Below are 23,263 nucleotides of genomic sequence, written 5' to 3'. Positions count from 1 at the left end.
GATTGAAGAAGCTGATGAAGAAATTTGTCAGCTTTTTTTCATTCGTTAATTTTTTAATAATGCGCGACAGGACTTTTTATAATTGATTAATTTTAGTTGTGCTTAAATTGTTGTTTTTATGAATGTTTTGATTGTTGAGGATAATAAAGAGCTTGCCGGAGAAGTTTACGACTTTCTTTGTACTACAGGATATATCTGTAAAATTGCAAATAATTGCGAAGATGCGTTGGAGGAATTTGGCAGTAATGATTATGATGCAATCCTTCTGGATTTAGGATTGCCTGATGGTGATGGCTTTGAGGTTTTGAAAGCTATTCGAAAAACAAAATCAAAAATAGCTGTTATTGTAATTACTGCACGTGGAGAATTAGATGACAGAATCAATGGTCTTCACCTTGGTGCTGATGATTATCTGACAAAACCTTTTGCGTTGACAGAATTGGCCGCCAGGTTATTTGCTGTTATTCGAAGAATTCATGGTTTTACTTTAAATAATTTAAGCATCCACGGATTTATACTTCAGCTTCAGGATTACAAAGTAAGCTACAACGAAACACCAATAAACCTTACCAAAAAAGAGTTTGATATTTTTCAATATTTGGTTTTAAATAAAAATCGGGTAATTACAAGACTACAATTAACGGAACATATTTGGGGAGACATTTTGGAGGTAAATTCAGATTCGAATTTTATTGACGTTCATGTTCGAAATCTCAGAAAGAAATTGGACAAGCACAATTCGATAGATTGGTTCGAAACAGTTCGCAATGTTGGGTATAGAATTAATGAATAAATAATTTTTTGTGAAAATAAAACATCAATTAGCCATTTTTAATGCACTGACAAGACTGTTGGTTATTTTGGTTTTGTGGTTAATGCTGCCCATTTTGGTTGAAAATGTTGTGTATCGGCACATAAATAATGGATTGATCGAAAAAAAGAAAAAATTTATTGACCTCCTCAATCAAAAGGAAATTAATGATCTTATAGAAAATTCAGATGATTCGACCGAAACATATTCGCAGTTTACTACTTTACACAGCGAGTTTTTGGTTCTTTCCAGATTGTCTTCAAAACCCAGTCAGAAAAAAACAACTTTTAGTAATGATAACCGAATTATAGAAGGAGAAGAAAATGAATATAGAATTCTGCAATATCATTTTACTTATGGAAATCAGGATTATCAGCTTGAAATTGGAAGTAGTCTCAGCGAAGTAAACGACCTTACGTTTAGTGTTAGGCTTTTTATTATTATCGTTTTGGTTGTTATTCTTTTGATTACTTTTTTGGCGGATACCGTTTATATCGAATATTTACTGAAGCCTTTTTATAAAATTATTGATACTAAAATAAGGCGTGTCAACGAACCGGAAGCTTTTGATCACACGCCTATTAATGCAAAATCCAGAGATTTTAAAGAACTTGATTTTGTTTTGAATCAAATGATGGATCGTATCGCTGAAGTTTTTAAAAAAGAAAAACAATTTATTTCGAATGTTTCCCACGAGCTTTTAACGCCAATTGCTTTATTAAAAAATAAGCTGGAAAATTTGCTGCAAAATGAATCTTTAAATGACAATGCCATTGATAAAATTGCAGGTTCTTTGAAAACGTTAGACATGTTAAAAAAAATTATCAATAATTTATTACTGATTTCAAGAATTGAAAACAACCAATACGAATCAAATGAACACATTAATTTTAAGGAAATAATTAATGATCTGAAAGAAGATCTTCAGGATCGAATTGATGATAAAAGAATTGCGTTTGTCAATAAAATGAAAGATGATTTTTCTTTTACAGGAAATAAAACCTTAATTCATATCCTGTTTTATAATTTGGTTACAAACGCCATAAAGTATAATAAAACTGATGGAAGCATTATGGTTTCTGATGGTTTTTTAAACAATCAATATTTTATTGCGATAGAAGATTCCGGTATTGGGTTAAGTGAATCTCAAATCGAGAATATTTTTAACCGATTTGCAAGAGTGAGTTCTGATCAGGAAGGACAGGGACTTGGATTGGCTATTGCTAAAAGTATCGCTGTTTTTCATCATATTGAAATTAAGATTTTCTCTATTTTAAATAAGAGAACAACATTCACTTTATTGTTTTCCGAAACTGAAGATAAAATTAAAAGTTAATTTTTTTCCTGAAAACCTCAATATTCATTTTGTCTTCATTTAGCGATTCTATCTTTGAATCAAATAAATGAAACAATACAAATTAAACAAATAGACAATTATGAAAAAGTTAGTAATGTTTGCAGTGTTTGTTATAGGAACAGCTGCAATGGTAAATGCCCAAACAACTCCTGCTCAAACAACAGCATCAAAAGAAGTTAAGGCTACTAAGCCTAATAAGAAAGAACATAAAAAAGCAAAAGCTGACAAAAAAACAGAAACTAATGCTGTTAAGCCAGAAGCTGCAAAAGTTCAAAAGTAAACAGTAAAGTTTGCAAGTCAGACTTTGTTGTGGATTATAAAAGGTTAAAAAAAAAATTGTAGCGGAAGCTGATGGAGTAATTCATCAGCTTTTTGCTGTTTATTGAGTTAAAATTTTGATAATAGAAAGCGGTAAAATTTTCATTCTTTGTTACTTTGTTTAAAACTGTAAATAATGATTCTTCGTTTTATAATTCTGTGTGCTCTTTTTTTATTTATTGAGTTCTATTCTTACCAGGCCTTGCGCACTTTAATCAAATTACGATGGGTTTTAATGGCTTATCAGCTAATCAGTGTATTACTTTTGGTTTTTATCATCTATTCTTTTACGCAATTTGACCGTTCAGTTGGGCAAACCAAATATACCATGTTTACAATGGGTTTAATGTTATTGGTTTATGTTCCTAAAATTGTAATTACGCTTATTTTGTTTGGAGAAGACATTTTTAGAATAGGAGCTAGTATCTTAAACTATTTCATGTATAATGCACCACGAAAAGAAATGATGCCGGACAGACGAAGGTTTGTTAGTCAAATTGCTTTAGGATTGGCTGCAGTTCCTTTTTTGTCGTTGATTTACGGAATTTTTGAAGGAAAATATAATTTTAAAGTTTTTAAACAAACTATTTTTTTTCCTGATTTGCCGGATGCTTTTGATGGATTTAAAATTACTCAGATCTCAGATGCTCACAGTGGGAGTTTTGACGATTCAGAAAAAATAAATTATGCTATCGATTTAATTAACGAGCAGGAATCTGACATGATTTTATTTACCGGGGACATTGTTAATACACATGCTAAAGAAATGCATCCCTGGATCAATGCTTTTAACCGGATAAAAGAGTACAAATACGGCAAGTTTTCGATCTTAGGAAATCATGATTATGGAGAATATGTTACCTGGCCTTCAGAGAAACAAAAGGATGAAAATTTTCAGGAAATAAAAAACCTGTACGGACAAATTGGTTTTAAATTAATGCTGAACGAGCATACTTATATTCAAAAAGGGAATGATAAAATGGCGTTGATAGGAGTAGAAAACTGGGGGGTGAATTTTAAGAAAGCCGGAGACTTAAATAAAGCGTCTGCAGAAGTTGCTCAGAATGATTTTAAAATCTTAATGAGTCACGATCCAAGCCATTGGGAGGCCGAAATTAAAAACCACCCTAAAAACTTCCATTTAACATTATCAGGACATACTCATGGAATGCAATTTGGTATTGAAATTCCAGGATATTTTAAATGGAGTCTGGCACAATACATTTACAAGCAATGGGCAGGGCTTTACGAAAATTTAGGAAGGTACATTTATGTAAACAGAGGATTTGGTTTTCATGCCTATCCGGGGCGTGTTGGTATTATGCCGGAAATCACGGTTATTGAACTAAAAAAGGGTAACAATGTGGCTTAATTCGGTAAAAATGCTACATTTGTATAATGTTAATCTCTTTTTAGTAGATTTAAAAATTTAAATTTTTGGTTTTATGTCAAAATTTGGAGAACTAATAAATGCTCAGGTTCCAGTGTTAATAGATTTTTACACAGACTGGAACGAATCATCAGTTTCTATGCATCCTGTAATCAAGGATGTAGCAGCAGCGCTTGGTGATAAAGCCAAGGTAATTAAAATAGATGTTGATAAAAATCAGGAATTAGCAGAAGCTCTACGAATTAAAGGACTTCCAACTCTGATGATCTACAAAGAAGGCCAAATGATCTGGAGACAATCCGGTGAATTGGATGCTAATACCATTATTGGAATCGTTCAGGAACAGCTTGGCTAATGAAAAACCAGGGATTGTTTTAGCTGACAACATCAAATACAAATCCATTTTCTTTTAGATAGCTTAAAGTCTTAGGTAGTGCAAATTTTAAATTTTGTGATGCTTTTATACTGTCATGAAAAACAATTACGCTTCCGGATTTTACATTTTTAGTAACATTTTCCAGACATTTTTCAGGTGTAATAGTTTGATCAAAGTCGGCACTTAAAACATCCCACATCACTATTTTATAGCCTAAATTTCGTAAGATTTTAGATTGTGCCTTTTTGATTTTTCCGTAAGGAGGACGAAATAGTGAGCTACTCAGTTTTTTCCCGGCCAATACAGCAGCACAATTTTTTACATTTTCAATATAATCATTTGTTTTGCTTTTCCATCCATTTGCATGGTTCATGGTGTGATTTCCTATTGAATGACCTTCTGAAATTAATTTTTCAAACAAAGAAGTGTTTGCATTAATGTTTTTTCCAATACAGAAAAAAGTCGCTTTTGCATCAAATTTCTTCAATTCAGATAAAACCCAGTCTGTAACTTCGGGAGTCGGACCATCATCAAATGTTAGGTATATTTTCTTTTCTTTGTTTGGAATATCCCAACAATATTTAGAAAATACCCTTTTTATAAATGAATTTGTTTTGACCCAATAAAAGCTCATTTTGAAACAATTTAGAGATATGTAAAATTAAAAAATGCAGCGCTATTTATCTAACAGCGCTGCATTTTTTTAATCAATATCTTTTTCGTATATTATTCTTTTTCACGACCAAAACGTTCAAATACATTTACATACGTATTAAAGGTTGTTTTATGATTGTTAAAAAAAGCATTGTCTTTATTTTCTTTCATAACCTGAAGCAAGCTTCTGTAACGTTCTATATCTGTTATTATGTCAATGGCCAGATCAGATTGATCAGCACCGCTTAAGGTTCCATAATAATTCAGGTTCTCTTTGTATTTTTGAACCAATTTATTTAGCAAATCCTGGGCTTTTTCTTTTTCTCCTACTTTGTAATAACCGCCCGCAAAAGGTTCTACTAATGAATAATATCCATATTTGTCTAACGGCATTTTCGTCATGGCAAGATTGATTATATTTTTAGCTTTGTCGATTTTGCCTTCAGCAATAAGCTGATTCATTAAGCGAGAAAGATTGGTACGATAAGTAATACTGTTTCTTCTGGTTTCAGGGTCATGATAAATATCTCCATTGCTATTACCCCAATCCCATTTTGTTACGATGTCATACATTTTATCAGCATCAATTTGCCCCATATCCATTGGCCCTCCATCTTTTGAAGGTGTATTTTTGATTGGAACTAATTTGTATACCATTCCGTCAAGCTGTAAGTAGTCTTTCAGCCATAAATAATCTTCATCATCAAAAGCACCGCCGCTAAAATAAATTGGTCTCTTCCAGTTATTATTTGCTAAGATATCTAACATCATTAGGCGATTTTTATATATCGAAGTCCCTTTAATATCTATATCCAAATAGGGAACTATAGAATCATTGTATTTAGGATTAATCACTTTGTTTTTGATAATTGTATTTTTATCAACCGGAACCCTTATTTTATTAGTTGGGAAAAAGTGAATGGTTTGACCGTTTTGTAAAGTAACAGTCGATTTAGGATGCTTAATAAAAGTAATGAAATCATTAATATTCCAACGTGTTTCCACTTTTTGAATATGAGCTACATAGTCTAATTTATCTCCAACATATTCATCATGTGTAAAAGATATTGGTAAAGGATCTGACTCATATGCTTTGGCTTTCATTTGGTCAATATACCAGTCGGTCATAAAAAGACTTGTGTTTACAATTTTTACATCGGTACGAATACCTTCAATTTCTTGTGCATACCACAATGGGAAAGTGTCATTATCTCCAATGGTAAATAAAATAGCGTCTTTGTCGCATGAACTCAGATATGCTTTTGCCATTGCAACAGCTGTATATTTGCCTGATCTGTCATGATCATCCCAGTTTTGAGAAGCCATTAAAACAGGGGCTGCCAATAAACTTCCGGCAATAATAATTGGACCGGCAATTTTTGGAGCCAGATATTTTTGAATGGTCTCATATAATGAATAAACTCCAAATCCTATCCAGATTGCAAACACATAAAAAGAACCAACCAAGGCATAATCTCTTTCACGAGGTTCAAAAGGCCTTTCGTTTAAGTAAATTTTCAGTGCAATTCCTGTAAACAGAAACAGCGCCAAAAGAACATAAAAACTTTTAAGATCTTTATTGGCATGATACATCAATCCTATTAATCCCAGGATAAAAGGAAGGAAATAGTAGGCATTTCGTCCTTTATTATTTAGTACGTCAGAAGGCAGATTGTCTTGTGAGCCCAAATGTACTGAATCTAAAGCTTTGATTCCGCTGATCCAGTTTCCGTCTAAATTATCATATTTTCCCTGAACATCGCTCTGTCTTCCAACGAAATTCCACATCAGATATCTCCAGTACATATATCCAAACTGATATTCAAACATGAAACTGAAATTATCAACAGTTGTTGGTTTTTCGATAATTAAATAATCCCCATAACTTCTTAAAAACTTGATATACCCTTCGTTATCAATTTGCTTTTGAGCATAAGCCTGTCTGAATTCGTGAACCGTTTTCTCAACTTCATTACGTAATTGAGCAGTGGCTTTATTGTATTCATCTTCACTTAACTGACTAGCATCAATTCCGTACTTTGCTAAATCATCCTCGTAAGGGTAATTAGGGTTTATTTTAAATTGTGGCGGATTTGTAAAGTTGATGTAATTTTGAATATGAGCTGTTTCTGTGCTCCACATTCTAGGCAGAATTGTTTTTTGATTATCATCACTATTTTGATCTGCATTTTTATAATTATTCGTAATGATGTATTTACCGGTTTTATAATCCCTTTCGTAATTAGGCGCTTTGTCCAAATAAGGGGTTTTGGCATCTAATCCGGCAAAAACCTCGGTGTATTGAGGGCCATAAAATAAAGGATTTACTCCATATTGTTCACGATTATAATAAGCAAGAACTTCTATAGCATCTGATGGTTTGTTTTCGTTGATAACTGTATTGGCATTTGCGCGTACAGGCAGCATCATCCAGGTAGAAAAACCAATTAAAATGAATAAGATACAAAGAATAATGGTATTGTAGAAAATGAGCCCTTTTTGTTTGGTAAATTTTAAACCAAAATAAAAGAAAGCAATAAAGAGCAAAGCAACGAAAATGGTTCCTGAGTTAAAAGGAAGTCCCATACTGTTAACCATAAAAATTTCGGTCTTACCGAAAAAAGCCATTGTTAAAGGAAGAAGTAATTTAAAGATAAACAACAAAATACCTATCACTACAACATTGGCAATAATGAAGTTTTTTATAGTAACTTTTTCGTAGTGTTTGAAGTAATAAAGAAATCCTATAGAAGGAATTGTCAATAAAGCCATAAAGTGAACCCCAAACGAAAGTCCAACAACAAGAGAAATGATTAATAACCATTTGTTTCCTTTTGGTTTATCCATATCCTGTTCCCAACGCAATCCAAGCCAAAAAAGCAACGCGATTAATAAAGAAGCCATGGCATAAACTTCAGCCTCAACAGCATTAAACCAAAAACTGTCTGAAAACGTATACGCTAAAGCCCCAACAAAAGAACTTCCCAATATTACAATTGAATTATTTTGATCGATTTCTGCAAAACGTGCAATGATTTTTTTTAAAATCATTGAGGATGACCAAAACATAAACAAAATAGTAAAAGCGCTTGAAAAAACAGACATCATATTTACCATTACAGCAATATGTTGATTATCTAAAGCAAACATCGCAAAAAAGGCACCCATCATTTGAAATAACGGTGCTCCTGGTGGATGGCCAACTTCAAGTTTAGCTGCTGTGGCAATATATTCGCCACAATCCCAGAAACTCATGGTTGGTTCAACAGTTAGTGTGTAGGTAATTAAAGCGATTGCAAATGCAAACCAACCAATAATTGTATTCCATTTATTGAAATTGAATTGTGCCATATTTAGATGTTAAAATTTTGTATGTTTTCTATGTTACAAAGAAAATGTTTTTTTGTGTAAAGAAACGAGCATTAACAAAAAATTCTACAAAAGTATTTAGCAAAAGTAACCTGCTGTTTGTGAAATACTTGTAACTTTATTACGAATTCGAAAGAAAAAAAAACAAAAAATAATTAAATTTTTTATCAAAAAAATTTGCGCAAACTAAAAAAAGCTTTAAATTTGCACTCGCTTAACCGCTATATTATTGGTCTATGGTGTAATGGTAACACAACTGTTTTTGGTGCAGTCTTTCAAGGTTCGAGTCCTTGTAGACCAACATAAAAAGCCTCTCAACTGAGAGGCTTTTTTTTATGCCAATTTTTTCCTCCAAAAAAGACAGAAGAAGTTTGAAATCAATGCCAAAACGAATCAATGCATTTTTTAAGCATAAATAGAATGATGTCATCATAATAACACATTCAGTATTCAGATTTTTTTTGCGGTGATCTTAATATGAAATTCAATAGAATCCGATATAGCCTGATCAGCTAAAAGGTCATAGAATTTTCCTGATTTACTCAGCAACCGCCGTTGCGAGGTGCACGCTTATAAATTATTTTACTATCTAATTCTACATAATCTCCCGATACTATTGGATATAAATACTTGGGAGCATGTGATACCGCATGGCTTTTTATAATTATTTTGTCGTTAACTTTCAGTTTATGCAATTGCTGAAATTCATTGTTAAAGTTTAAAAAACTATTATCAGACTTTTCCGACCCAAAACTAAGTATATAATCATCCCCATTAATCCTGACCATCACTCCGAAACCTAATCTTGAACCTGGTGGAAGAGAAAGAGACGTTACAACTCCCTTCATATTGGTATAATCCCTGACAGCCATCCTTATTTTGGCAGCACTTGCATACACTTTTTTACCCGCAGGAGATGCTTCCCATTTTTTGTACCTTATACCATCAGGGGTAGCCTCCCATTTTTTTAACACCGTTTTTCTTTCAGCAGCAGAGAGGGGATTTGGGATTGACTTTTTAGAAGTCTCGTTTTTAATTTCACGATTAGCATCCGAGCCATTGGGAAACGGAGCGAAGCTAAATACAAGTCCACTTACCACAACCAGAGGTAAGATCAACACATAAATTATTTTTTTCATGTTTTTTGTAGATTTAATTAATAATATAGTTTTATCTCTTAAAGTTTATGCAGCGAAATTACTTTGATATTTTTCGGTTTGAGAGATTAAAATTGTAAATAAAAATGTAAACTTTGTAAATAAAAACTTGACACAATGCAACTTAGTCGAAATCTAATCTCAGGAAAACGCAAATACGTGTTCGGGTCACTATTACTTTCGTTTATCTGTATAATCTGTGCCGCTTTCAGTATGGAAGATCGTGAAGACTTTGACTTTGCCAAAAGAGAAGTTTTACTCCGCAAGATTGGACACGAACTACTTTTAGAGTCGGGCGATAGTATATCAAGGGTGCTAGCGGTAAAAAAGATCGCCGAAAATGAATACCAGATCAGGTTTGAGAACGATCTTACTTTTCAACCGGCCTCACTAGTGAATATAACCCGGCGTTTGTTGGCAAAAGACCCGCTCGCAAGTGATTATGTTGTTAACATCCTGAACTGCGGCAACTCCAGTATAGTTTATGGATATGCCATCTCCAAAAATAAAAAAGATGATATTGTAACATGTATAGGAAGAAAGCAACCCAAAGCATGTTACATGATGAATATTAAATTCAAACCGACGGGAATAAATACTGCAAAAAACGGATATCTTCTGGGCAGCCTGTCATTTTTAGTATTTACCGGATTTATTTTTTTGAGATCTGTTAAGCCACGAAAAGTTTTGCCCGAGAGTCAATACACTAATATGTACACTTTAGGCTCGGTGCTGTTCGACGCGAAGAATCGGAAGCTCATTATAAATGAAAACACAACAGACCTGACCGGAACGGAAACCCGTTTATTGCTCATCTTTGCATTGTCACCCAACTCGACCATAGAGAGAAGCCGCCTGCAAAAAGAGATATGGGAAGATGAAGGTGTTGTTGTAGGCCGTAGTTTGGATATGTTTATATCTAAGCTTAGAAAAAAACTAGAATCAGATCCAAATATCAACATTGTTGTTATACGCAGCAAAGGATATAAGCTTGAAATTAGCAGTCAGTAAAGTACCACATTACCCTAAATTACTTTAGAAGAAGACATTGAGTGTATTCACATCTCATCTGTTAAAAAACAGGATTTTCCCCAAGGTTATTTTCTTCTAAAAACGCTGTAATAATTTTTTATTACATTTGACATAGATATTGTTTTGTTTGGCAACTTTATTGCTGTAAAGAAATCAATTCATCAACCAAAACTTTAAAAATGAAAAAAAAACTCATAATTCTTTTATTTGTATTTACAGTTATAAATGTCTTTGGACAAGTGCCAACCGTTTCAGAACCTGGCAAAACGAATCCTTCTAATGAGGAAGTTTCACCAATTAATGATGTAGTCACAAACAAAATCATAAATCCGTTTGCAAAAGTTCCGTTATACGATAATGGAATCCTGATTTATGATTACGATGGCAACCTTTTTTCATTTGATTTAGATTCCGAACAAATTGTATGGACTGTAAAAGCAACTGATTCCTATACAGAAATGTGTGCAAATGCAGTAACGCTACATGACGGTGTTGTATACGTTCCTTTTATTAACGGTGAAATTTTCGCAATTGACAACCAAAGTGGTGATGTTTTTTGGAAATCCAGAATAGGAAATAGCACAGATAAGATCATACTCAAAAATCAAACTCCAATCGTAAATAATGGAAAACTTTATGTAAATGCTCAGAACGGCAATATTTATGCTCTTGATATAAAAAATGGAGCTTTAGTATGGAATTATAAGTTTGACAGCTTAAATAACGATATTCCGGCTCTCTATTTTGACAATAAAATTTTTACACCAAGTGGATCCAGTTTTTACAGTTTTGAAGCAAACACAGGTAAACCTCTCTCTCAAAGAAGTTTCGAGACCGCTATGAACGGAAAACCTGTAACAGATGGTGAAAATGTATTTATAGCAAATGAAAAGGATGTACTTTTTGCTTTAGGCCCTAATAAATTAGATAATCTGTGGCAATTTAAATTAGACGAAAATCAATACAACATTAAGGAACGTATATTTTGCAAAGACAAAAAAATATATTTTGGGACACAAGGTTCAACAGTTTCTTCTGTATATTCTGTTGACTCAAAAACAGGTACTCAGATATGGAAAACTGATTTTATGGAAGATAATATTCAATACATTACTGAACATGATGATACGCTTTGGGGCTATACCCGTAAAGGAAAACTTTTTCAGATAGATTTAGAGAATGGTAAACTATTATTCGAAGCAAAACTAACAACCTTACCTATTTCAAATCTTGAATTTCCGGATGATGTGTCCGTGTTTTATTATTGTGATGCCGGGTTAATTCAATTTGAATTTGAAACAAAAGACGAAAACATGATGTACATGAGAACCTCTATTAAGGACGACATCTATAGCGGATATTTAAAAATAATTCGATAGCAAAAAAAGAAGCTGTTTCAGTAATGAGTAGCTTCTTTTCTTCTTAATCTCCACCACACCCGCCACAGGAACTACCACAAGAACTGCCGCAGGAGCTTCCGCAAGAACTTCCACAGCCAGATCCTCCGTTTGAACCTGCATTTCTGTTTACATAACCTGTTAAAGGAATGAAAGAAGTTGCCAGTATCACTTCTCCATACAGAAAATAATTCCATTGCCAGTCTTTTTCAGCTTCAGTACTCTTTTTTTCATCTTTAAAAGACATAGGAATTGTATCACTAAACAAGTAATCTATTATTTTGTGAAAATAAAAATTAGATATTATCACTAATGCAAAAAGCACAAAAAGCAAAAAAGTAATTGGTTTATCTCTTAAAACACCCGAAACAAGTCTGCTAAAACCAATACTTAAAACCAGACCCAAAATCAACATAGCACTTTTTATAATTTGCATAAATTGCTTAGATTCTGTAATTTTTTGCCTAATTCCAACAACTGCTTTTTCTAATTGTCCAAATATTGGTTTTTGGGATACTATTTTAAACAATTGAGGATAAGGCATGGGCTCATATTCTTTCATGATCTCAATAACACAATTTTCATATTTATTATCAGTTAACCCTTCATCAATGAGGTTCAGCCTATTATTCCCTAAAACCTCCACTTTATTATTGCTGATTAAATTATTTACAACCCCGTGAATAACAAATTCTAATTTATTTTTTTGAAGAAAAACAAGTTCAAAAGGACTAAGATTTAACAAAATTAAATTTGATTTTATATTCTCATAAAAGGAATTTAAGGCTGTTTTTACAAAGCGCATCAACAAAGTGATTACCACTGCAAACAATAAAATATAAAAAATCAAAAAATCAGGATTCTGAATTTGTATTAAAACTGGCTTGACACAATAATAAATTGGGAAAATGAGAAGTGCAAATAATCCTAAAAACACTTTTTTAAGTCTGACAATTTCAATCTTGCTTCTATCTAAACCTAAAGAATCAAGTGCATTCGAATGTTCCCAAATTTCCTGAGGTTGTTTTCCAAAATTCTGCTCATACAATTCTCTTGTCTTTTCTTTAGCCTTATGGAATTTCTCTGCCTCAGACCGGTTATGAGTCGACGGAATATGTTCAATCCTTTTAGACAATAGTGAGCAAAAATCAGAATATGAACCCGTGAAAATGAGGTGTTGATGCCAGACAATATCGACGATTTCTGAAGGTGAAACCATTTCATTAGTAACAGCGGCCAGATACATGAATTTTTTATACTCAAGGACTGCAGTTTTTGCAAAATGTATAGTCCATTTATTATCAAAAGCTAATCTAGTCAAAAAACCATATTCATCATTTGGATTATCCAATTCAAATTTTAAAACTTCTTCCCAAAGTACAGCATTCATCAATATTGTTTATTTTTGGTTAATTGATTTCATTTTTTCAGCAATTCAGATTAAAATAACGGTTTACAGCTATAGTCTCTCAGTAAACTTTTAAGTATTGATATACAAATCATCTAAAGTTATGAGTCAGCTTTTCTTATGCGCTAATATAAAATTAATTTTACTACAAAAATTAATTACTTTTTTGATACATTACCCGCATTATTTTATCTAAATATGCTTTAAATCGCCGAAAAATAATTCTAGTACGGTTATCGTTTTAATACTCTTCCTTCGTATTTCGAAATTTAGTGACGGTTTAAAATTCATTAAAACAATGCTTTCAAAAAAAGGACTTTCTGATTTTCCTGCCTATGGAATGTCAGGAGTTGAAGCGCTTACTCCTATTGTTATTTTAATTGATTTCAGAACCATAATTACGGCGGCTGTATACGCTTTCAATTGTTTAATGATCATTTTATGGCTCACAGTTCTGAAATATTCTCTATGGAAAACAGGTAGATGGGCTATAGAAGTACTTGGTCTGTATCTCTTTGAGCTCGAGTATGTTTTTTTTTATGGGAGTAGGCAAAATTGCCGTTTCAAAAAACAATAATTGGGATTAATTCTGAAATTGATAAATGATTACTATTTAAAAAAATCTCATCCAAACATGTAATTAAAACCCTCCCAAATCAGTTGATTTTGGGAGGGTTTTAATTATTATATTTTATCTAGTGTGATTTTCATCTCTTTACTCTCTAATATGAGCTTGTCACTTGTAATAGTGCTTTCGCAAGGGTAAGGAGTTCCCGTTTCGTCTTTAATCACTAAACTTTTCCCTCCTTTACTTAAAACAAAAGTACCATCTGTTATTTCACTTTGAAGATAACCTGTTACATGTCCGTCTTCTGTAAAAGTTAAGGTTCCTTTAGTAAGAATTTCATTTTTTAAAGAATCCGAAAGCGGTAATTTTGCTTCCACATTGGTGATTTTCCATGAATTTACCAATTTGTTTCGTCCTTTATGACATGAAACCATTAATACTGCTAATAATACAATCACATAAATAAATAAGTTAGATTTTTTCATGATTTTAGATTATAGGTTAAACAGGAAACAAGTTACAAAAAAAAATAAACACAAAATACTTGTAGTCAATTATTTATAACAAACCAAACAACAAACAAAGCTGTTTTCTATCTTAATACAATTTAAAAATATCTTCGTATTTGATATATTTTTTTCTGCTGATGGCGTATAACGGATTTCCATTTTGATCCGTAATTATCCCTATACTTTCGTCATCAGATTTCGGAAAACTGATTTTATAGCCTCTTCCATCTTCCAATTGAATTCCATAGGTAGAAACTGAATTTATAACTTCAACAGAATTTTGGGTATATTCAAATTTTTCTTTTTTTCCACTGTTGTTTGTTACTGTAAAATCTTTGGCATTGAAAAATAAATCAGACTTTACGCCTTTCGAATCGGTTGCTTTCCATGAACCTCGATAGGTATCTGAACCACTGCATCCAACTAAAATTACTGCTAAAATTCCCAACAGGGCAATACTGATTTTTTTCATTTTTTGTTTATCTATTGTTTTTAACTTTAATAAATTTACCATCTGAATATTTCATATTACAGGCTCTTTATATTCTTTTACGATTCTTCTAAAAGTAAAAAATAGCATCAGGATATACGCTATAATAGGCAGGTAATATTTTTTGCCTATTTCAATTGTTTTTTGCCATATTGGCCCCCACACATCTTCTTCAAAGTCAGAATCAAAACCACCAGAACCACAAATAATAATTCGCAAAGGCTCTGCATTTTTGTCAAATTTTACAGGTTTTGGGGGCTTTGGATTTGTGAATAATATATCATTTTTATAACTAAAATAATTCCCTCCTTGTTCTATGTTTATAATATCCAAAACTCTAATATAAGTCCAGTATTGCGATTTTTGCCCAAAGTGAAATTTAATTCCGCTAACCGAATCCTTTGATTTCACTAATACTTGGATGTTTTTTTGAGCCTCTTCTAATTTAATACTATCCGAAATAGTATTGCCCGTTAAGGCAACAGTCGTAAATTTTTTAGTATTTAAAAAAGCTATATTATTTTTAAAGAATTCTGAATTTTCCTGTCCGTCCCAATTTTGAAAACTCATCGAATAGCTATTTCTAAATGGCTTACTGTTTTTGATATGAATTAAGCATAAAATAGGAAGCAGTATGATACTGATTAATCCTGCTGAGTAATATATTCTCTTTCGTTTCTGCATTTTTTGATTTAATTACAATAACAACTTATAGATTTTATGTACTTTCAAGCTCATCAAAATCCTTAATTTTTGATAACTGAACCAGTTTATTCACTTTTATTTTTTCTGTTTTTTCTTCAAATACTTCATCGCCACCTTCTCCCTCCTGGTTGGTATTTGTTTTAGTTACTTTCTTCTTTGTTAAATAATTAATACTGGTTTCGCTATCAATTCTTGGTCCGAAATTGTCGCTCGAATCATATCCAATCAATTCGAAATCATTGTTTTTTAATCTAAAAGTATAAGTCCAATATCCGTATCTTCCGTGACCATAGTGCACATAGAGTTTTCCTTTTTCTATACTAACGTCTAATTCAGGTGCAAAGTAAACACCGCCATCTTCATTTTCAGACGAGAAGCAATCATAATTCTTTACTACCTGAATGTAATTGCCGTTTTCCTTAAAAAGCACAATTATTCCTCTTCTATTGCGATCTAATTCACCACGATATTCATCTGTAATAATGTTTTCTTTATTGGTTCCTTTAATGATTATTACGCGATCTTCTACTCCATCTTTATTGAGATCTCCTTTAATTTCCTGAAAAATCTTGTAGCCTGCCGGAATAAAATCGGCTATTGTTTTTCGGGTTTCTAAATTTCGCCCTACTGCCTCTGATTTCTTTTCTTCTTTGATTGAAACCTGTTCTTTTTCAATAGGAGTTTGACTTTTATTGGAATTGTTACAACTCTGCAACAGAACAAAAAATGCTGCTATAATTGAAACGAAATATTTTTTATTCATAATTTTAATTTGAATGATCATCAACATTTTTAATGTTTCACTTTTCTACACCAATTTTATAAAAGATCAGTCGAAGAACCTACAAGACTTAAAATTTCAACTTTATGTGTGTTATCTAATCCACTTTTATCTCTTTGTTCCTGAAAAGATTTAAAAGATGGAATATTGAGGATTTGCTTTTGTATTTCTTCATTTTTGTAGGTTGAAAAATGAAGAAAAGTTATTCCGTCCTCCTGTAAATAAACGTTGTAACTAAATTCAGACGGGTTCAATTTTTTGAAGTCGCTCAGAAATTTGTTAATATTCTCTTTGTTTGTTGCTACAAACTCAGATTTTACTGTATAGGTTACTTTCACCGTTATCATATATGTTTTATTTTGCGTCTCAATTTTTAACATTATACTGCTAATATAACATTATTTTTAGTACAAATTTTAAACAAATCAACCAAAACCTGATTATGAAACTGCTTGTTGCATAAGGGATGGGAATGGCATCCTTTTGTTTCCTTCTTTAGGAAACAAAAGATACAATGGACAGCCCGACCCTTGTGGTTATGCCCAAATTATAAAACTAAATCCTATAAAAAACTCCATCGTTAAAATGGAGTTGTTATTTTCTAATGTATATCAGTAGTAGTTTCCTCTTCGGGATTGCCTATTTTTCGCCAGTAATTAGCGAGTAGAGAACCTGAAACATTCATCCACGGGCTGAATACCGCTGAGGCCAGACCAACGGTTGCCAGCTTTCCCATCGCTCCTGCCAATCCGGAAGCCATACCGCCGTTTTGAAGACCGACTTCGAAAGCAATTGTCTGGCTGCTTTTTTTGTCCAGACCGCTTAATCTGCTGAGCCAATAACCAAAAAAGTAACCTGCTCCATTGTGCAGTACCGAAGCCAAGAAAAGCAAAAATCCAATCTGAATTAAGTTATCTCTTCCCGCAGCGGTAGTCACCAACGTAAAATAGATGATTCCGAACATCGAGAAATACGGCATAATCGTATCAATTTTTGAATACACCTTATACAATAAATGATATAATACTCCCACGATAAAAGCACCACAGCTGAAATTTACGATTTCTAAAACGTGAGCTGCTGTACTGTCTTCCGATACAGCAAAAGAATTTCCGAAGAAAACAACAACTGCCAACCAAATTATTGAAAAAATAGTCAAAACATAAATTCTTCTTTTTGCGACAGCTCCATAGTTTTTCAGAATATCGTGAATCATGGCTGCAGCCAAAGGCACAAGCACAATTTTGATAATTTCCATCATCATATTGAAAAAATGTACCTCAACCAGAGTTCCTGCAAATATTTTCATTAGGAAAGGTGTCATAATCGGTGCTGCCAAAGTAGACATTGCCGTTACGGTTACGGACAAAACCAGATTTCCCTTTGCAATATACGTCATTACATTGGAAGCCAGTCCGCTGCTGCAGGAGCCTATCAGGATAATTCCGGCGGCGATTTCGGGTTCAAAAGCAAATGTTTTGGCAATTAAAAAACCCATAATCGGCATGATGGTAAAATGTCCTAGCAAGCCAATCAGAACACCTTTACCTGATTTTCGGATGCCTGTAAAATCCTCAATGCTCATTTGAGTTCCCATTCCGAACATTACCATTTGGATGATGATCAGAATAAGCCATTTGTTGCGCATATCGAAACTGCCGACGTGCAGGAAAAAATCAGGATAGATTAGTCCGGCACAGACAGCTGTGATAATCCAAAACGTATATTGATAGCCGCTTAATGCTTTCAGATGCCCTACCCCAATGGCAATACTGGAAAATCCAAAGATTAGACCCAATTTCCAAAGAATTTCTATTTGCTGTAACCAGCCGAAACCGGCAACGATGAAAAATAGTGGGGCAGCCCAAAGAAAATATTTACGCATACTAAACATTATTAAAACATATTATTTTATTCAGAACTTTTCTTTAAACCATATAAGTTATATAAGTAAATATAAGTTGTTGCCTTTTGCGCTTAGCTTAAATGTCCTTATATAACTTATATGATGATTTTTTTTGTTAGAAATAAAGCTCTGCCAGTTTTTTCATGGCAATGGCTGGACTTGCTAAGATTGGCACTAGTTTTTCTTCGGTGCTTAAACCGTCAACTACACGCGCCATTGAAGCTTGTGCCAAAACAATTACATCAACTTCTTGCATTAATTCTTTTAGGGCTTTGGCTACCATTTCGTCATGTTTTGGGGCATCTCCGCTCATTAAAGCTTCAAAAGCGCCTTCGCATAATTTGGAAGTAATTGTTGCATTTTTACCTGCCAGTTCGGCTCTTCTTCGTACCAGGTCGCTCGTTGGCTCAAGAGTCGTCGGTAAAGTGGCAATCACTCCAATTTTATTGCTGATCTGTACTGCTTCATCCGCCATTGCCTGATCTACACGAATTACCGGAACGTTACTCAATGTCGCAGCGGTTTCAATCGCTACACCAATAGACGAACAGGTTACCAAAATTACATCCGCACCTGCTGATTCAGCAAGTTTAACGTGACTCACCACTCTGGAAGCCGTATTGGGCATTAATTTTCCTTTTTTGATTACGTCTTTAATCAGGCTGTCATCGACTATATTGAATGTTTCAATTCCCTCTAAAAACTCATTACTCAATTGCTGAAACAACGGAACCAATGTTGCTGATGTATGTACGAAACCTAAAACTTTTGCACTCATAATTTTTCTCCTTTTAATACTTTTATAAAATAATCGGCCGTACCTACTTGTCCGCCTTTAAAATTCATTTCTATTCTATTAACCCATTCATTGTCCGAAACGGCCTTGCAAAGCGGTGCTCCGGGCGCTATTGGCGCGATCATTTCCAATGCCAGAATTTCCAATTCGGAGGCAGCATAACTGGAAGTATCGCCACCTGCAAAAAGGATTCTTTTTAGTGGAACTGCTTTTAAAACTTCTTTGGTGATTCTCCCCAAAACACTTCCGTAAAGAGTACTGCATTGTTTCTGAATATCATTTTCCGAAATTCCTTTTGATCTGAAATACGCCTCTGTTTCAGCAATACGCGGGTCACTTGAACCTGTGCTGGTATGCAAAATCGTGCTTTTTCCCTGATTGAAATTGTCAACAATTCGAGCAACGGCGTTTTTTATAATTGCTTCCTGACGTTGAATATCGACAGCTTTACTTTCTAAAGCGATTTCCAGAAACCCATTTTCGAGTGCATATTCAATTTGACTGGATGTTACCGGAGAACAGCTTCCCGATAAAACGAGTATGGGCGAAACTTCTCCTGCTGATTCGAATATCGCTTCGTTTCCGATGATTTTTTCGTCTTCCCAAGCCAGTCCCAAAGCCATTTCGATTCCGGATGAACCTACTGAAAACAATGTTTTGTCAGTTGTCAATTGGTTAAAAACACTTCCGATGGTTTTGAGATGTTCCAAATTGAAACCGTCAAAAAACAGAATTTCAGCATTGTTGTTTTCTACCGCTTCGAGAACTGCTGATGTGCCTTTTTCGATTGTTGTTAAATTGACAAGATTGATGGATTTCTCCGTTTGTTTTGCCAGATGCAAAGTCAAATCGCCTTCCAAAGCGGGTGTAACAGGATGTTTGATCATGGATGGATGTCGGTCGATACGATAAATTTCGCCGTTTCCGATCGTTCTCATTCGGGCAAACAGATTTCCGAAAACACAAAATCTCCCTAAATGTGGTGCTGATGGTGAAACCAAAACCGTTTTCTGATTGAAAACTTCGCTTCCGATTTCGATTGCTTTTCCGATGTTTCCCACATGTGGTGCCGAATCGAAAGTGGAACAGACTTTATAATGAAAGTGATTTGGGGCAAAACTTTTCAGATTTTCAAAAGCACTATAAAGTTCTGTGCCCATTTCCGACGGTGACATCGATCGGCTTTTTCCAGCCAGACCAATCGCCTTAATTCCCGGAAAACGATCCAGGTCTTTTTGTTCCGGTTTTCGAAGAAAGAGAACGGTTTTCACTCCGGCCAGGGTAAGGAATTCAAGGGCATCCGTAGAGCCCGTGAAGTCGTCGCCATAATAGGCCAATAGCAATTTATCGTCCTTCATTATTTCGAAAATTTCTTAACTGATTCTGCAAATTCCGGATATTTTAAAGCGGTTTCTTCTACAGACAAACCGTCAACGGCTCCTGTCCAGGCTTGCTGTAATGCATTTACTCCGGCTTTTGGCCCCATTGGATGTGCCAAGATTCCACCGCCTGCCATATACAGCAAATCGGTGGTTTGGGTTCTTCTGTAGGTTTCTACGGCTTGTCCGCCCCATTGTCCCGAAGATACTACAGGTAATATTTCGTATCCGCCCAAAAAGGGTTTCAAACAGGATTTTATCGAAGTCACTACCGAATCATCCGATTCCCAAAATTTATTCTGGATGCCATTAACATGCAGTTGATCGACTCCTGCCAGACGCTGAATTTTTTGATAAGCCGGAAATTCAATTCCCAACAGCGGATGTCGGTTCAGCATTCCCCAGCCGTTTCTGTGACCGTGAATAACGAGTTCGCCCTGATCACAGATTTTCTTTGTTCCCGAAAGCCCCACACTGTTGATGCTGATCATCGCACAGCTTCCTCCTTCTTTTTTAATCAAATCGTATTTTCGTTGCATTTCGTCAATTTCATCACTGATATTGAAGGCGTACATTACTTTTTTACCTGTTTTTTGTTCGTTGTCACGAATGACTTTCATAATCGCTTTTACCCTTTCATCAAAAGGCGAATTGGCGGCAGATCCCATCAATTCATCGTCTTTGATAAAATCGATTCCGGCATCAATCAGTGATTTTAACAAAGTCGCGGTTTCCTCCACACTCATTCCGATACTTGGTTTTATAATCGTTCCAATCATCGGCCTGTCGGTTACGCCACAGGATAATTTAGAGCCTTTGATTCCGAATTTTGGTCCTTTGAAATGAGTTGCGAAAGAATCCGGCACTTCAAAATCCATTAGTTTCAATCCGGTAAATTGTGTGATTTCGTATAGATTTCCTTGTAAAGTGCTAATCAAAACCGGCAGATTATAGCCAAAGTTTTCTATCGACCAGCTTACTTTTACTCTTGCTTTCTGGTATTTTTTCCCTGGAATACTTCCGCCCGGAATGGATGGTTTGTCTGCCAAATCCAATAACTGAATATCCTCTACCCTTGCGGCAAAACGTTTTTTCAATTCTTCGGTTTCGCCCGGAACAGATACAAAAGTTCCCGAGGACTGCTCGCCCGCCAAAACCGCCGAAGCCTGTTCTACATCATAAGGCGTCTCGATAAGATATTCTGCAAAAACTCTTTCCATTGTTTTTCAATTTTTTAAGAAATCCTAAATAAATGAATTTATAGGGAGTAAGTGTCCTGCTGTGTACTGTATGCGAATTTATTTTTGAAGTCAAGTTAATAACCTGAATCCTATATTTTAATTTCAGGAGCAGAAAGATTGGGAACTATCAGTAAACATTAGTCCCGCTCTTCGTTGCAATCTTATGTGCCGAACCCCGGCACAAAAGGATTTTCACTGCGATCGGGGCTAGAAAACAACATTTTACATTTTTATAATCTTTCAAAAAAGAAAACAAAGTAAGAATCAAATAGCAAACACCACAAACAAATCAGATCGAAAAACAATTATTTCCTGTTGCGTTTGAATTCGTATATTCGGCCTTTATTTTGAAAAAAGAAAATGATTGCAAAATTGAATGAAAAAAAATCCTATCCATGGATTGTTGTGGGATTGTTGTGGTTTGTTGCTTTATTGAATTATTTAGACAGACAAATGCTTTCCACTATGAAGTCAGCCATGATGGATGACATTCCTGAATTGGCTAAAGCTGAAAATTTCGGTCTCCTAATGGCTATTTTTCTTTGGATCTATGCGCTTATGAGCCCTGTTTCCGGAATTATAGCGGACCGGTTTAACCGAAAAAGAATCATCATAGCAAGTCTTTTTATCTGGTCCGGGGTGACTATGGCGATGGGTTATGCCACCACTTTCAATCAGATTTATATTTTGCGCGGCATTATGGGTTTTAGTGAAGCTTTTTATATTCCGGCAGCATTATCCTTAATTGCAGATTACCATCAGGAAAAAACACGCTCTTTTGCTATTGCCATTCATACCACCGGAATTTATTTAGGACAGGCACTAGGCGGTTTTGGAGCGACTGTTTCTAAGCATTTTTCCTGGCATTTCAGCTTTCACTCCGTAGGCTTACTTGGTGTACTTTACAGTTTCGTACTGATCTTTTTTTTACAGGAAAAGAAAACGTATTTTTTTGATCCTGCAAAAAAGTCATCTACAATCTCTGAATTCAGACAGATGTTTAAAGGATTGGGAATATTATTTGGTAATATTTCCTTTTGGGTTATACTCTTTTATTTCTCTGCACCAAGTTTACCCGGTTGGGCCGCCAAAAACTGGTTACCGACCTTATTTACTGAAACGTTACATTTAGACATGTCTCTGGCGGGACCAATTGCAACAGTAACCATTTCGATGTCTTCCTTTTTTGGCGTTTTAATTGGTGGTGCCATTTCAGACAGATGGGTGATGAAACATCTTAAAGGAAGAATTTACACCAGCGCTATTGGATTGTTTCTTACCATTCCGGCATTGTTTTTATTTGGCTACTGCTGCGACACAGCAGCTATTATTTTTGGTGCTATTCTTTTTGGACTTGGATTCGGAATATACGACACGAACAATATGCCTATTCTTTGCCAGTTTGTTGCACCCCGCTACCGTGCTACCGGATACGGAATTATGAATTTTGTAGGTATTTCGGCCGGGGCTGTTATCACCGAGTTTTTAGGAAAAGCTGCTGATAATGGAGGAATGAGACACGTTTTTGTATTGCTGTTATTTGTTGTGGTTACTGCGATTGTTTTACAACTGTTGAGTTTGCATCCAAAAACTATAGATATGACAGAGGGGGAATGAGG

The 23,263-nt window shown here is 34.5% G+C and carries 22 protein-coding genes and 1 tRNA gene; 10 read left to right on the top strand and 13 right to left on the bottom strand.

The window, feature by feature from the left end; translation table 11 throughout:
* Positions 1-118: 118 nt before the first annotated feature.
* From BXU10_RS00430 to BXU10_RS00410, 5 genes are all read left to right on the top strand, one after another.
* Positions 119-793: a response regulator transcription factor gene (locus BXU10_RS00430; protein WP_078225658.1), complete on the top strand. Its 675-nt coding sequence runs from the start codon at positions 119-121 to the stop codon at positions 791-793.
* Positions 794-803: 10 nt separating this feature from the next.
* Positions 804-2,147 (top strand): cell wall metabolism sensor histidine kinase WalK, encoded by a 1,344-nt coding sequence (locus tag BXU10_RS00425; protein WP_223255364.1) that lies wholly within the window; start codon positions 804-806, stop codon positions 2,145-2,147.
* Positions 2,148-2,247: 100 nt separating this feature from the next.
* Entirely contained in the window at positions 2,248-2,448 is a 201-nt protein-coding gene (locus BXU10_RS00420) for a hypothetical protein (RefSeq protein ID WP_078225656.1), read from the top strand.
* A 174-nt stretch (positions 2,449-2,622) separates the two neighbouring features.
* Positions 2,623-3,858, top strand: coding sequence for a metallophosphoesterase (locus BXU10_RS00415; protein ID WP_078225655.1), 1,236 nt, complete (start codon positions 2,623-2,625; stop codon positions 3,856-3,858).
* 73 nt (positions 3,859-3,931) lie between these two features.
* Complete coding sequence (locus BXU10_RS00410; protein WP_078225654.1) at positions 3,932-4,231, top strand: co-chaperone YbbN; 300 nt, start codon at positions 3,932-3,934, stop codon at positions 4,229-4,231.
* 19 nt (positions 4,232-4,250) lie between these two features.
* On the opposite strand, the gene BXU10_RS00405 is transcribed toward BXU10_RS00410, so the two are convergent.
* Complete coding sequence (locus BXU10_RS00405; protein ID WP_078225653.1) at positions 4,251-4,886, bottom strand: polysaccharide deacetylase family protein; 636 nt, start codon at positions 4,884-4,886, stop codon at positions 4,251-4,253.
* A gap of 92 nt (positions 4,887-4,978) precedes the next feature.
* Positions 4,979-8,257: a DUF2723 domain-containing protein gene (locus tag BXU10_RS00400; protein WP_078225652.1), complete on the bottom strand. Its 3,279-nt coding sequence runs from the start codon at positions 8,255-8,257 to the stop codon at positions 4,979-4,981.
* A 248-nt stretch (positions 8,258-8,505) separates the two neighbouring features.
* Between BXU10_RS00400 and BXU10_RS00395 the strand changes: the two genes are divergently transcribed.
* Positions 8,506-8,576 (top strand) — tRNA-Gln (locus BXU10_RS00395).
* Between the two features lie 241 nt (positions 8,577-8,817).
* On the opposite strand, the gene BXU10_RS00390 is transcribed toward BXU10_RS00395, so the two are convergent.
* Complete coding sequence (locus tag BXU10_RS00390) at positions 8,818-9,414, bottom strand: hypothetical protein (RefSeq protein WP_078225651.1); 597 nt, start codon at positions 9,412-9,414, stop codon at positions 8,818-8,820.
* A 231-nt stretch (positions 9,415-9,645) separates the two neighbouring features.
* Between BXU10_RS00390 and BXU10_RS00385 the strand changes: the two genes are divergently transcribed.
* Both BXU10_RS00385 and BXU10_RS00380 read left to right on the top strand, forming a co-directional pair.
* On the top strand, positions 9,646-10,443 hold the full coding sequence (locus BXU10_RS00385) for a winged helix-turn-helix domain-containing protein (RefSeq protein ID WP_223255363.1): 798 nt from the start codon (positions 9,646-9,648) through the stop codon (positions 10,441-10,443).
* 200 nt (positions 10,444-10,643) lie between these two features.
* Positions 10,644-11,843: a PQQ-binding-like beta-propeller repeat protein gene (locus tag BXU10_RS00380; RefSeq protein ID WP_078225649.1), complete on the top strand. Its 1,200-nt coding sequence runs from the start codon at positions 10,644-10,646 to the stop codon at positions 11,841-11,843.
* A 43-nt stretch (positions 11,844-11,886) separates the two neighbouring features.
* On the opposite strand, the gene BXU10_RS00375 is transcribed toward BXU10_RS00380, so the two are convergent.
* Positions 11,887-13,251 (bottom strand): hypothetical protein, encoded by a 1,365-nt coding sequence (locus BXU10_RS00375; RefSeq protein WP_078225648.1) that lies wholly within the window; start codon positions 13,249-13,251, stop codon positions 11,887-11,889.
* Positions 13,252-13,567: 316 nt separating this feature from the next.
* Here BXU10_RS00375 and BXU10_RS00370 point away from each other — a divergent pair, with 316 nt between their 5' ends.
* Positions 13,568-13,846 carry a hypothetical protein gene (locus BXU10_RS00370; RefSeq protein ID WP_078225647.1) on the top strand — a complete coding sequence of 93 codons (279 nt, stop codon included), beginning with the start codon at positions 13,568-13,570 and terminating at the stop codon, positions 13,844-13,846.
* Between the two features lie 107 nt (positions 13,847-13,953).
* On the opposite strand, the gene BXU10_RS00365 is transcribed toward BXU10_RS00370, so the two are convergent.
* From BXU10_RS00365 to BXU10_RS00325, 9 genes are all read right to left on the bottom strand, one after another.
* Positions 13,954-14,322, bottom strand: a complete 369-nt coding sequence (locus tag BXU10_RS00365) for a hypothetical protein (protein ID WP_031455587.1) — start codon at positions 14,320-14,322, stop codon at positions 13,954-13,956.
* A gap of 112 nt (positions 14,323-14,434) precedes the next feature.
* A complete protein-coding gene (locus BXU10_RS00360) occupies positions 14,435-14,818 on the bottom strand; it encodes a hypothetical protein (protein WP_123921930.1) in 384 nt (127 codons plus the stop codon).
* Positions 14,819-14,869: 51 nt separating this feature from the next.
* Positions 14,870-15,520: a hypothetical protein gene (locus tag BXU10_RS00355; protein ID WP_123921929.1), complete on the bottom strand. Its 651-nt coding sequence runs from the start codon at positions 15,518-15,520 to the stop codon at positions 14,870-14,872.
* Between the two features lie 34 nt (positions 15,521-15,554).
* Positions 15,555-16,304, bottom strand: a complete 750-nt coding sequence (locus BXU10_RS00350) for a hypothetical protein (protein ID WP_078227866.1) — start codon at positions 16,302-16,304, stop codon at positions 15,555-15,557.
* Between the two features lie 56 nt (positions 16,305-16,360).
* Complete coding sequence (locus BXU10_RS00345) at positions 16,361-16,669, bottom strand: hypothetical protein (protein ID WP_078227865.1); 309 nt, start codon at positions 16,667-16,669, stop codon at positions 16,361-16,363.
* A 254-nt stretch (positions 16,670-16,923) separates the two neighbouring features.
* Positions 16,924-18,207 carry a bile acid:sodium symporter family protein gene (locus BXU10_RS00340; RefSeq protein WP_223255362.1) on the bottom strand — a complete coding sequence of 428 codons (1,284 nt, stop codon included), beginning with the start codon at positions 18,205-18,207 and terminating at the stop codon, positions 16,924-16,926.
* 136 nt (positions 18,208-18,343) lie between these two features.
* Entirely contained in the window at positions 18,344-19,006 is a 663-nt protein-coding gene (locus BXU10_RS00335; RefSeq protein WP_078225643.1) for an aspartate/glutamate racemase family protein, read from the bottom strand.
* The gene (locus BXU10_RS00330) at positions 19,003-20,382 is read right to left on the bottom strand and encodes a four-carbon acid sugar kinase family protein (RefSeq protein ID WP_078225642.1); all 1,380 of its coding nucleotides are present in this window, start codon (positions 20,380-20,382) and stop codon (positions 19,003-19,005) included. The genes BXU10_RS00335 and BXU10_RS00330 overlap by 4 nt, the downstream gene beginning before the upstream one ends.
* A complete protein-coding gene (locus BXU10_RS00325; protein WP_078225641.1) occupies positions 20,382-21,623 on the bottom strand; it encodes a ribulose-bisphosphate carboxylase large subunit family protein in 1,242 nt (413 codons plus the stop codon). Before BXU10_RS00325 ends, BXU10_RS00330 begins: the two co-directional genes overlap by 1 nt.
* A gap of 381 nt (positions 21,624-22,004) precedes the next feature.
* Here BXU10_RS00325 and BXU10_RS00320 point away from each other — a divergent pair, with 381 nt between their 5' ends.
* Positions 22,005-23,261, top strand: coding sequence for an MFS transporter (locus tag BXU10_RS00320; RefSeq protein ID WP_078225640.1), 1,257 nt, complete (start codon positions 22,005-22,007; stop codon positions 23,259-23,261).
* Positions 23,262-23,263: the final 2 nt, after the last annotated feature.

This window comes from Flavobacterium sp. LM4 (genome assembly GCF_002017935.1).
GTDB classification, from domain to species: Bacteria; Bacteroidota; Bacteroidia; order Flavobacteriales; family Flavobacteriaceae; genus Flavobacterium; species Flavobacterium chungangense.
This window is presented reverse-complemented; position numbering and strand designations above follow the sequence as displayed.

Coding starts and splice junctions, on each gene's coding strand:
- BXU10_RS00430 (WP_078225658.1), top strand. CDS start 119: ATGAATGTTTTGATTGTTGAGGATAATAAAGAGCTTGCCGGAGAAGTT.
- BXU10_RS00420 (WP_078225656.1), top strand. CDS start 2,248: ATGAAAAAGTTAGTAATGTTTGCAGTGTTTGTTATAGGAACAGCTGCA.
- BXU10_RS00415 (WP_078225655.1), top strand. CDS start 2,623: ATGATTCTTCGTTTTATAATTCTGTGTGCTCTTTTTTTATTTATTGAG.
- BXU10_RS00410 (WP_078225654.1), top strand. CDS start 3,932: ATGTCAAAATTTGGAGAACTAATAAATGCTCAGGTTCCAGTGTTAATA.
- BXU10_RS00405 (WP_078225653.1), bottom strand. CDS start 4,886: ATGAGCTTTTATTGGGTCAAAACAAATTCATTTATAAAAAGGGTATTT.
- BXU10_RS00400 (WP_078225652.1), bottom strand. CDS start 8,257: ATGGCACAATTCAATTTCAATAAATGGAATACAATTATTGGTTGGTTT.
- BXU10_RS00390 (WP_078225651.1), bottom strand. CDS start 9,414: ATGAAAAAAATAATTTATGTGTTGATCTTACCTCTGGTTGTGGTAAGT.
- BXU10_RS00385 (WP_223255363.1), top strand. CDS start 9,646: ATGGAAGATCGTGAAGACTTTGACTTTGCCAAAAGAGAAGTTTTACTC.
- BXU10_RS00380 (WP_078225649.1), top strand. CDS start 10,644: ATGAAAAAAAAACTCATAATTCTTTTATTTGTATTTACAGTTATAAAT.
- BXU10_RS00375 (WP_078225648.1), bottom strand. CDS start 13,251: ATGAATGCTGTACTTTGGGAAGAAGTTTTAAAATTTGAATTGGATAAT.
- BXU10_RS00370 (WP_078225647.1), top strand. CDS start 13,568: ATGCTTTCAAAAAAAGGACTTTCTGATTTTCCTGCCTATGGAATGTCA.
- BXU10_RS00365 (WP_031455587.1), bottom strand. CDS start 14,322: ATGAAAAAATCTAACTTATTTATTTATGTGATTGTATTATTAGCAGTA.
- BXU10_RS00360 (WP_123921930.1), bottom strand. CDS start 14,818: ATGAAAAAAATCAGTATTGCCCTGTTGGGAATTTTAGCAGTAATTTTA.
- BXU10_RS00355 (WP_123921929.1), bottom strand. CDS start 15,520: ATGCAGAAACGAAAGAGAATATATTACTCAGCAGGATTAATCAGTATC.
- BXU10_RS00350 (WP_078227866.1), bottom strand. CDS start 16,304: ATGAATAAAAAATATTTCGTTTCAATTATAGCAGCATTTTTTGTTCTG.
- BXU10_RS00345 (WP_078227865.1), bottom strand. CDS start 16,669: ATGATAACGGTGAAAGTAACCTATACAGTAAAATCTGAGTTTGTAGCA.
- BXU10_RS00340 (WP_223255362.1), bottom strand. CDS start 18,207: ATGCGTAAATATTTTCTTTGGGCTGCCCCACTATTTTTCATCGTTGCC.
- BXU10_RS00335 (WP_078225643.1), bottom strand. CDS start 19,006: ATGAGTGCAAAAGTTTTAGGTTTCGTACATACATCAGCAACATTGGTT.
- BXU10_RS00330 (WP_078225642.1), bottom strand. CDS start 20,382: ATGAAGGACGATAAATTGCTATTGGCCTATTATGGCGACGACTTCACG.
- BXU10_RS00325 (WP_078225641.1), bottom strand. CDS start 21,623: ATGGAAAGAGTTTTTGCAGAATATCTTATCGAGACGCCTTATGATGTA.
- BXU10_RS00320 (WP_078225640.1), top strand. CDS start 22,005: ATGATTGCAAAATTGAATGAAAAAAAATCCTATCCATGGATTGTTGTG.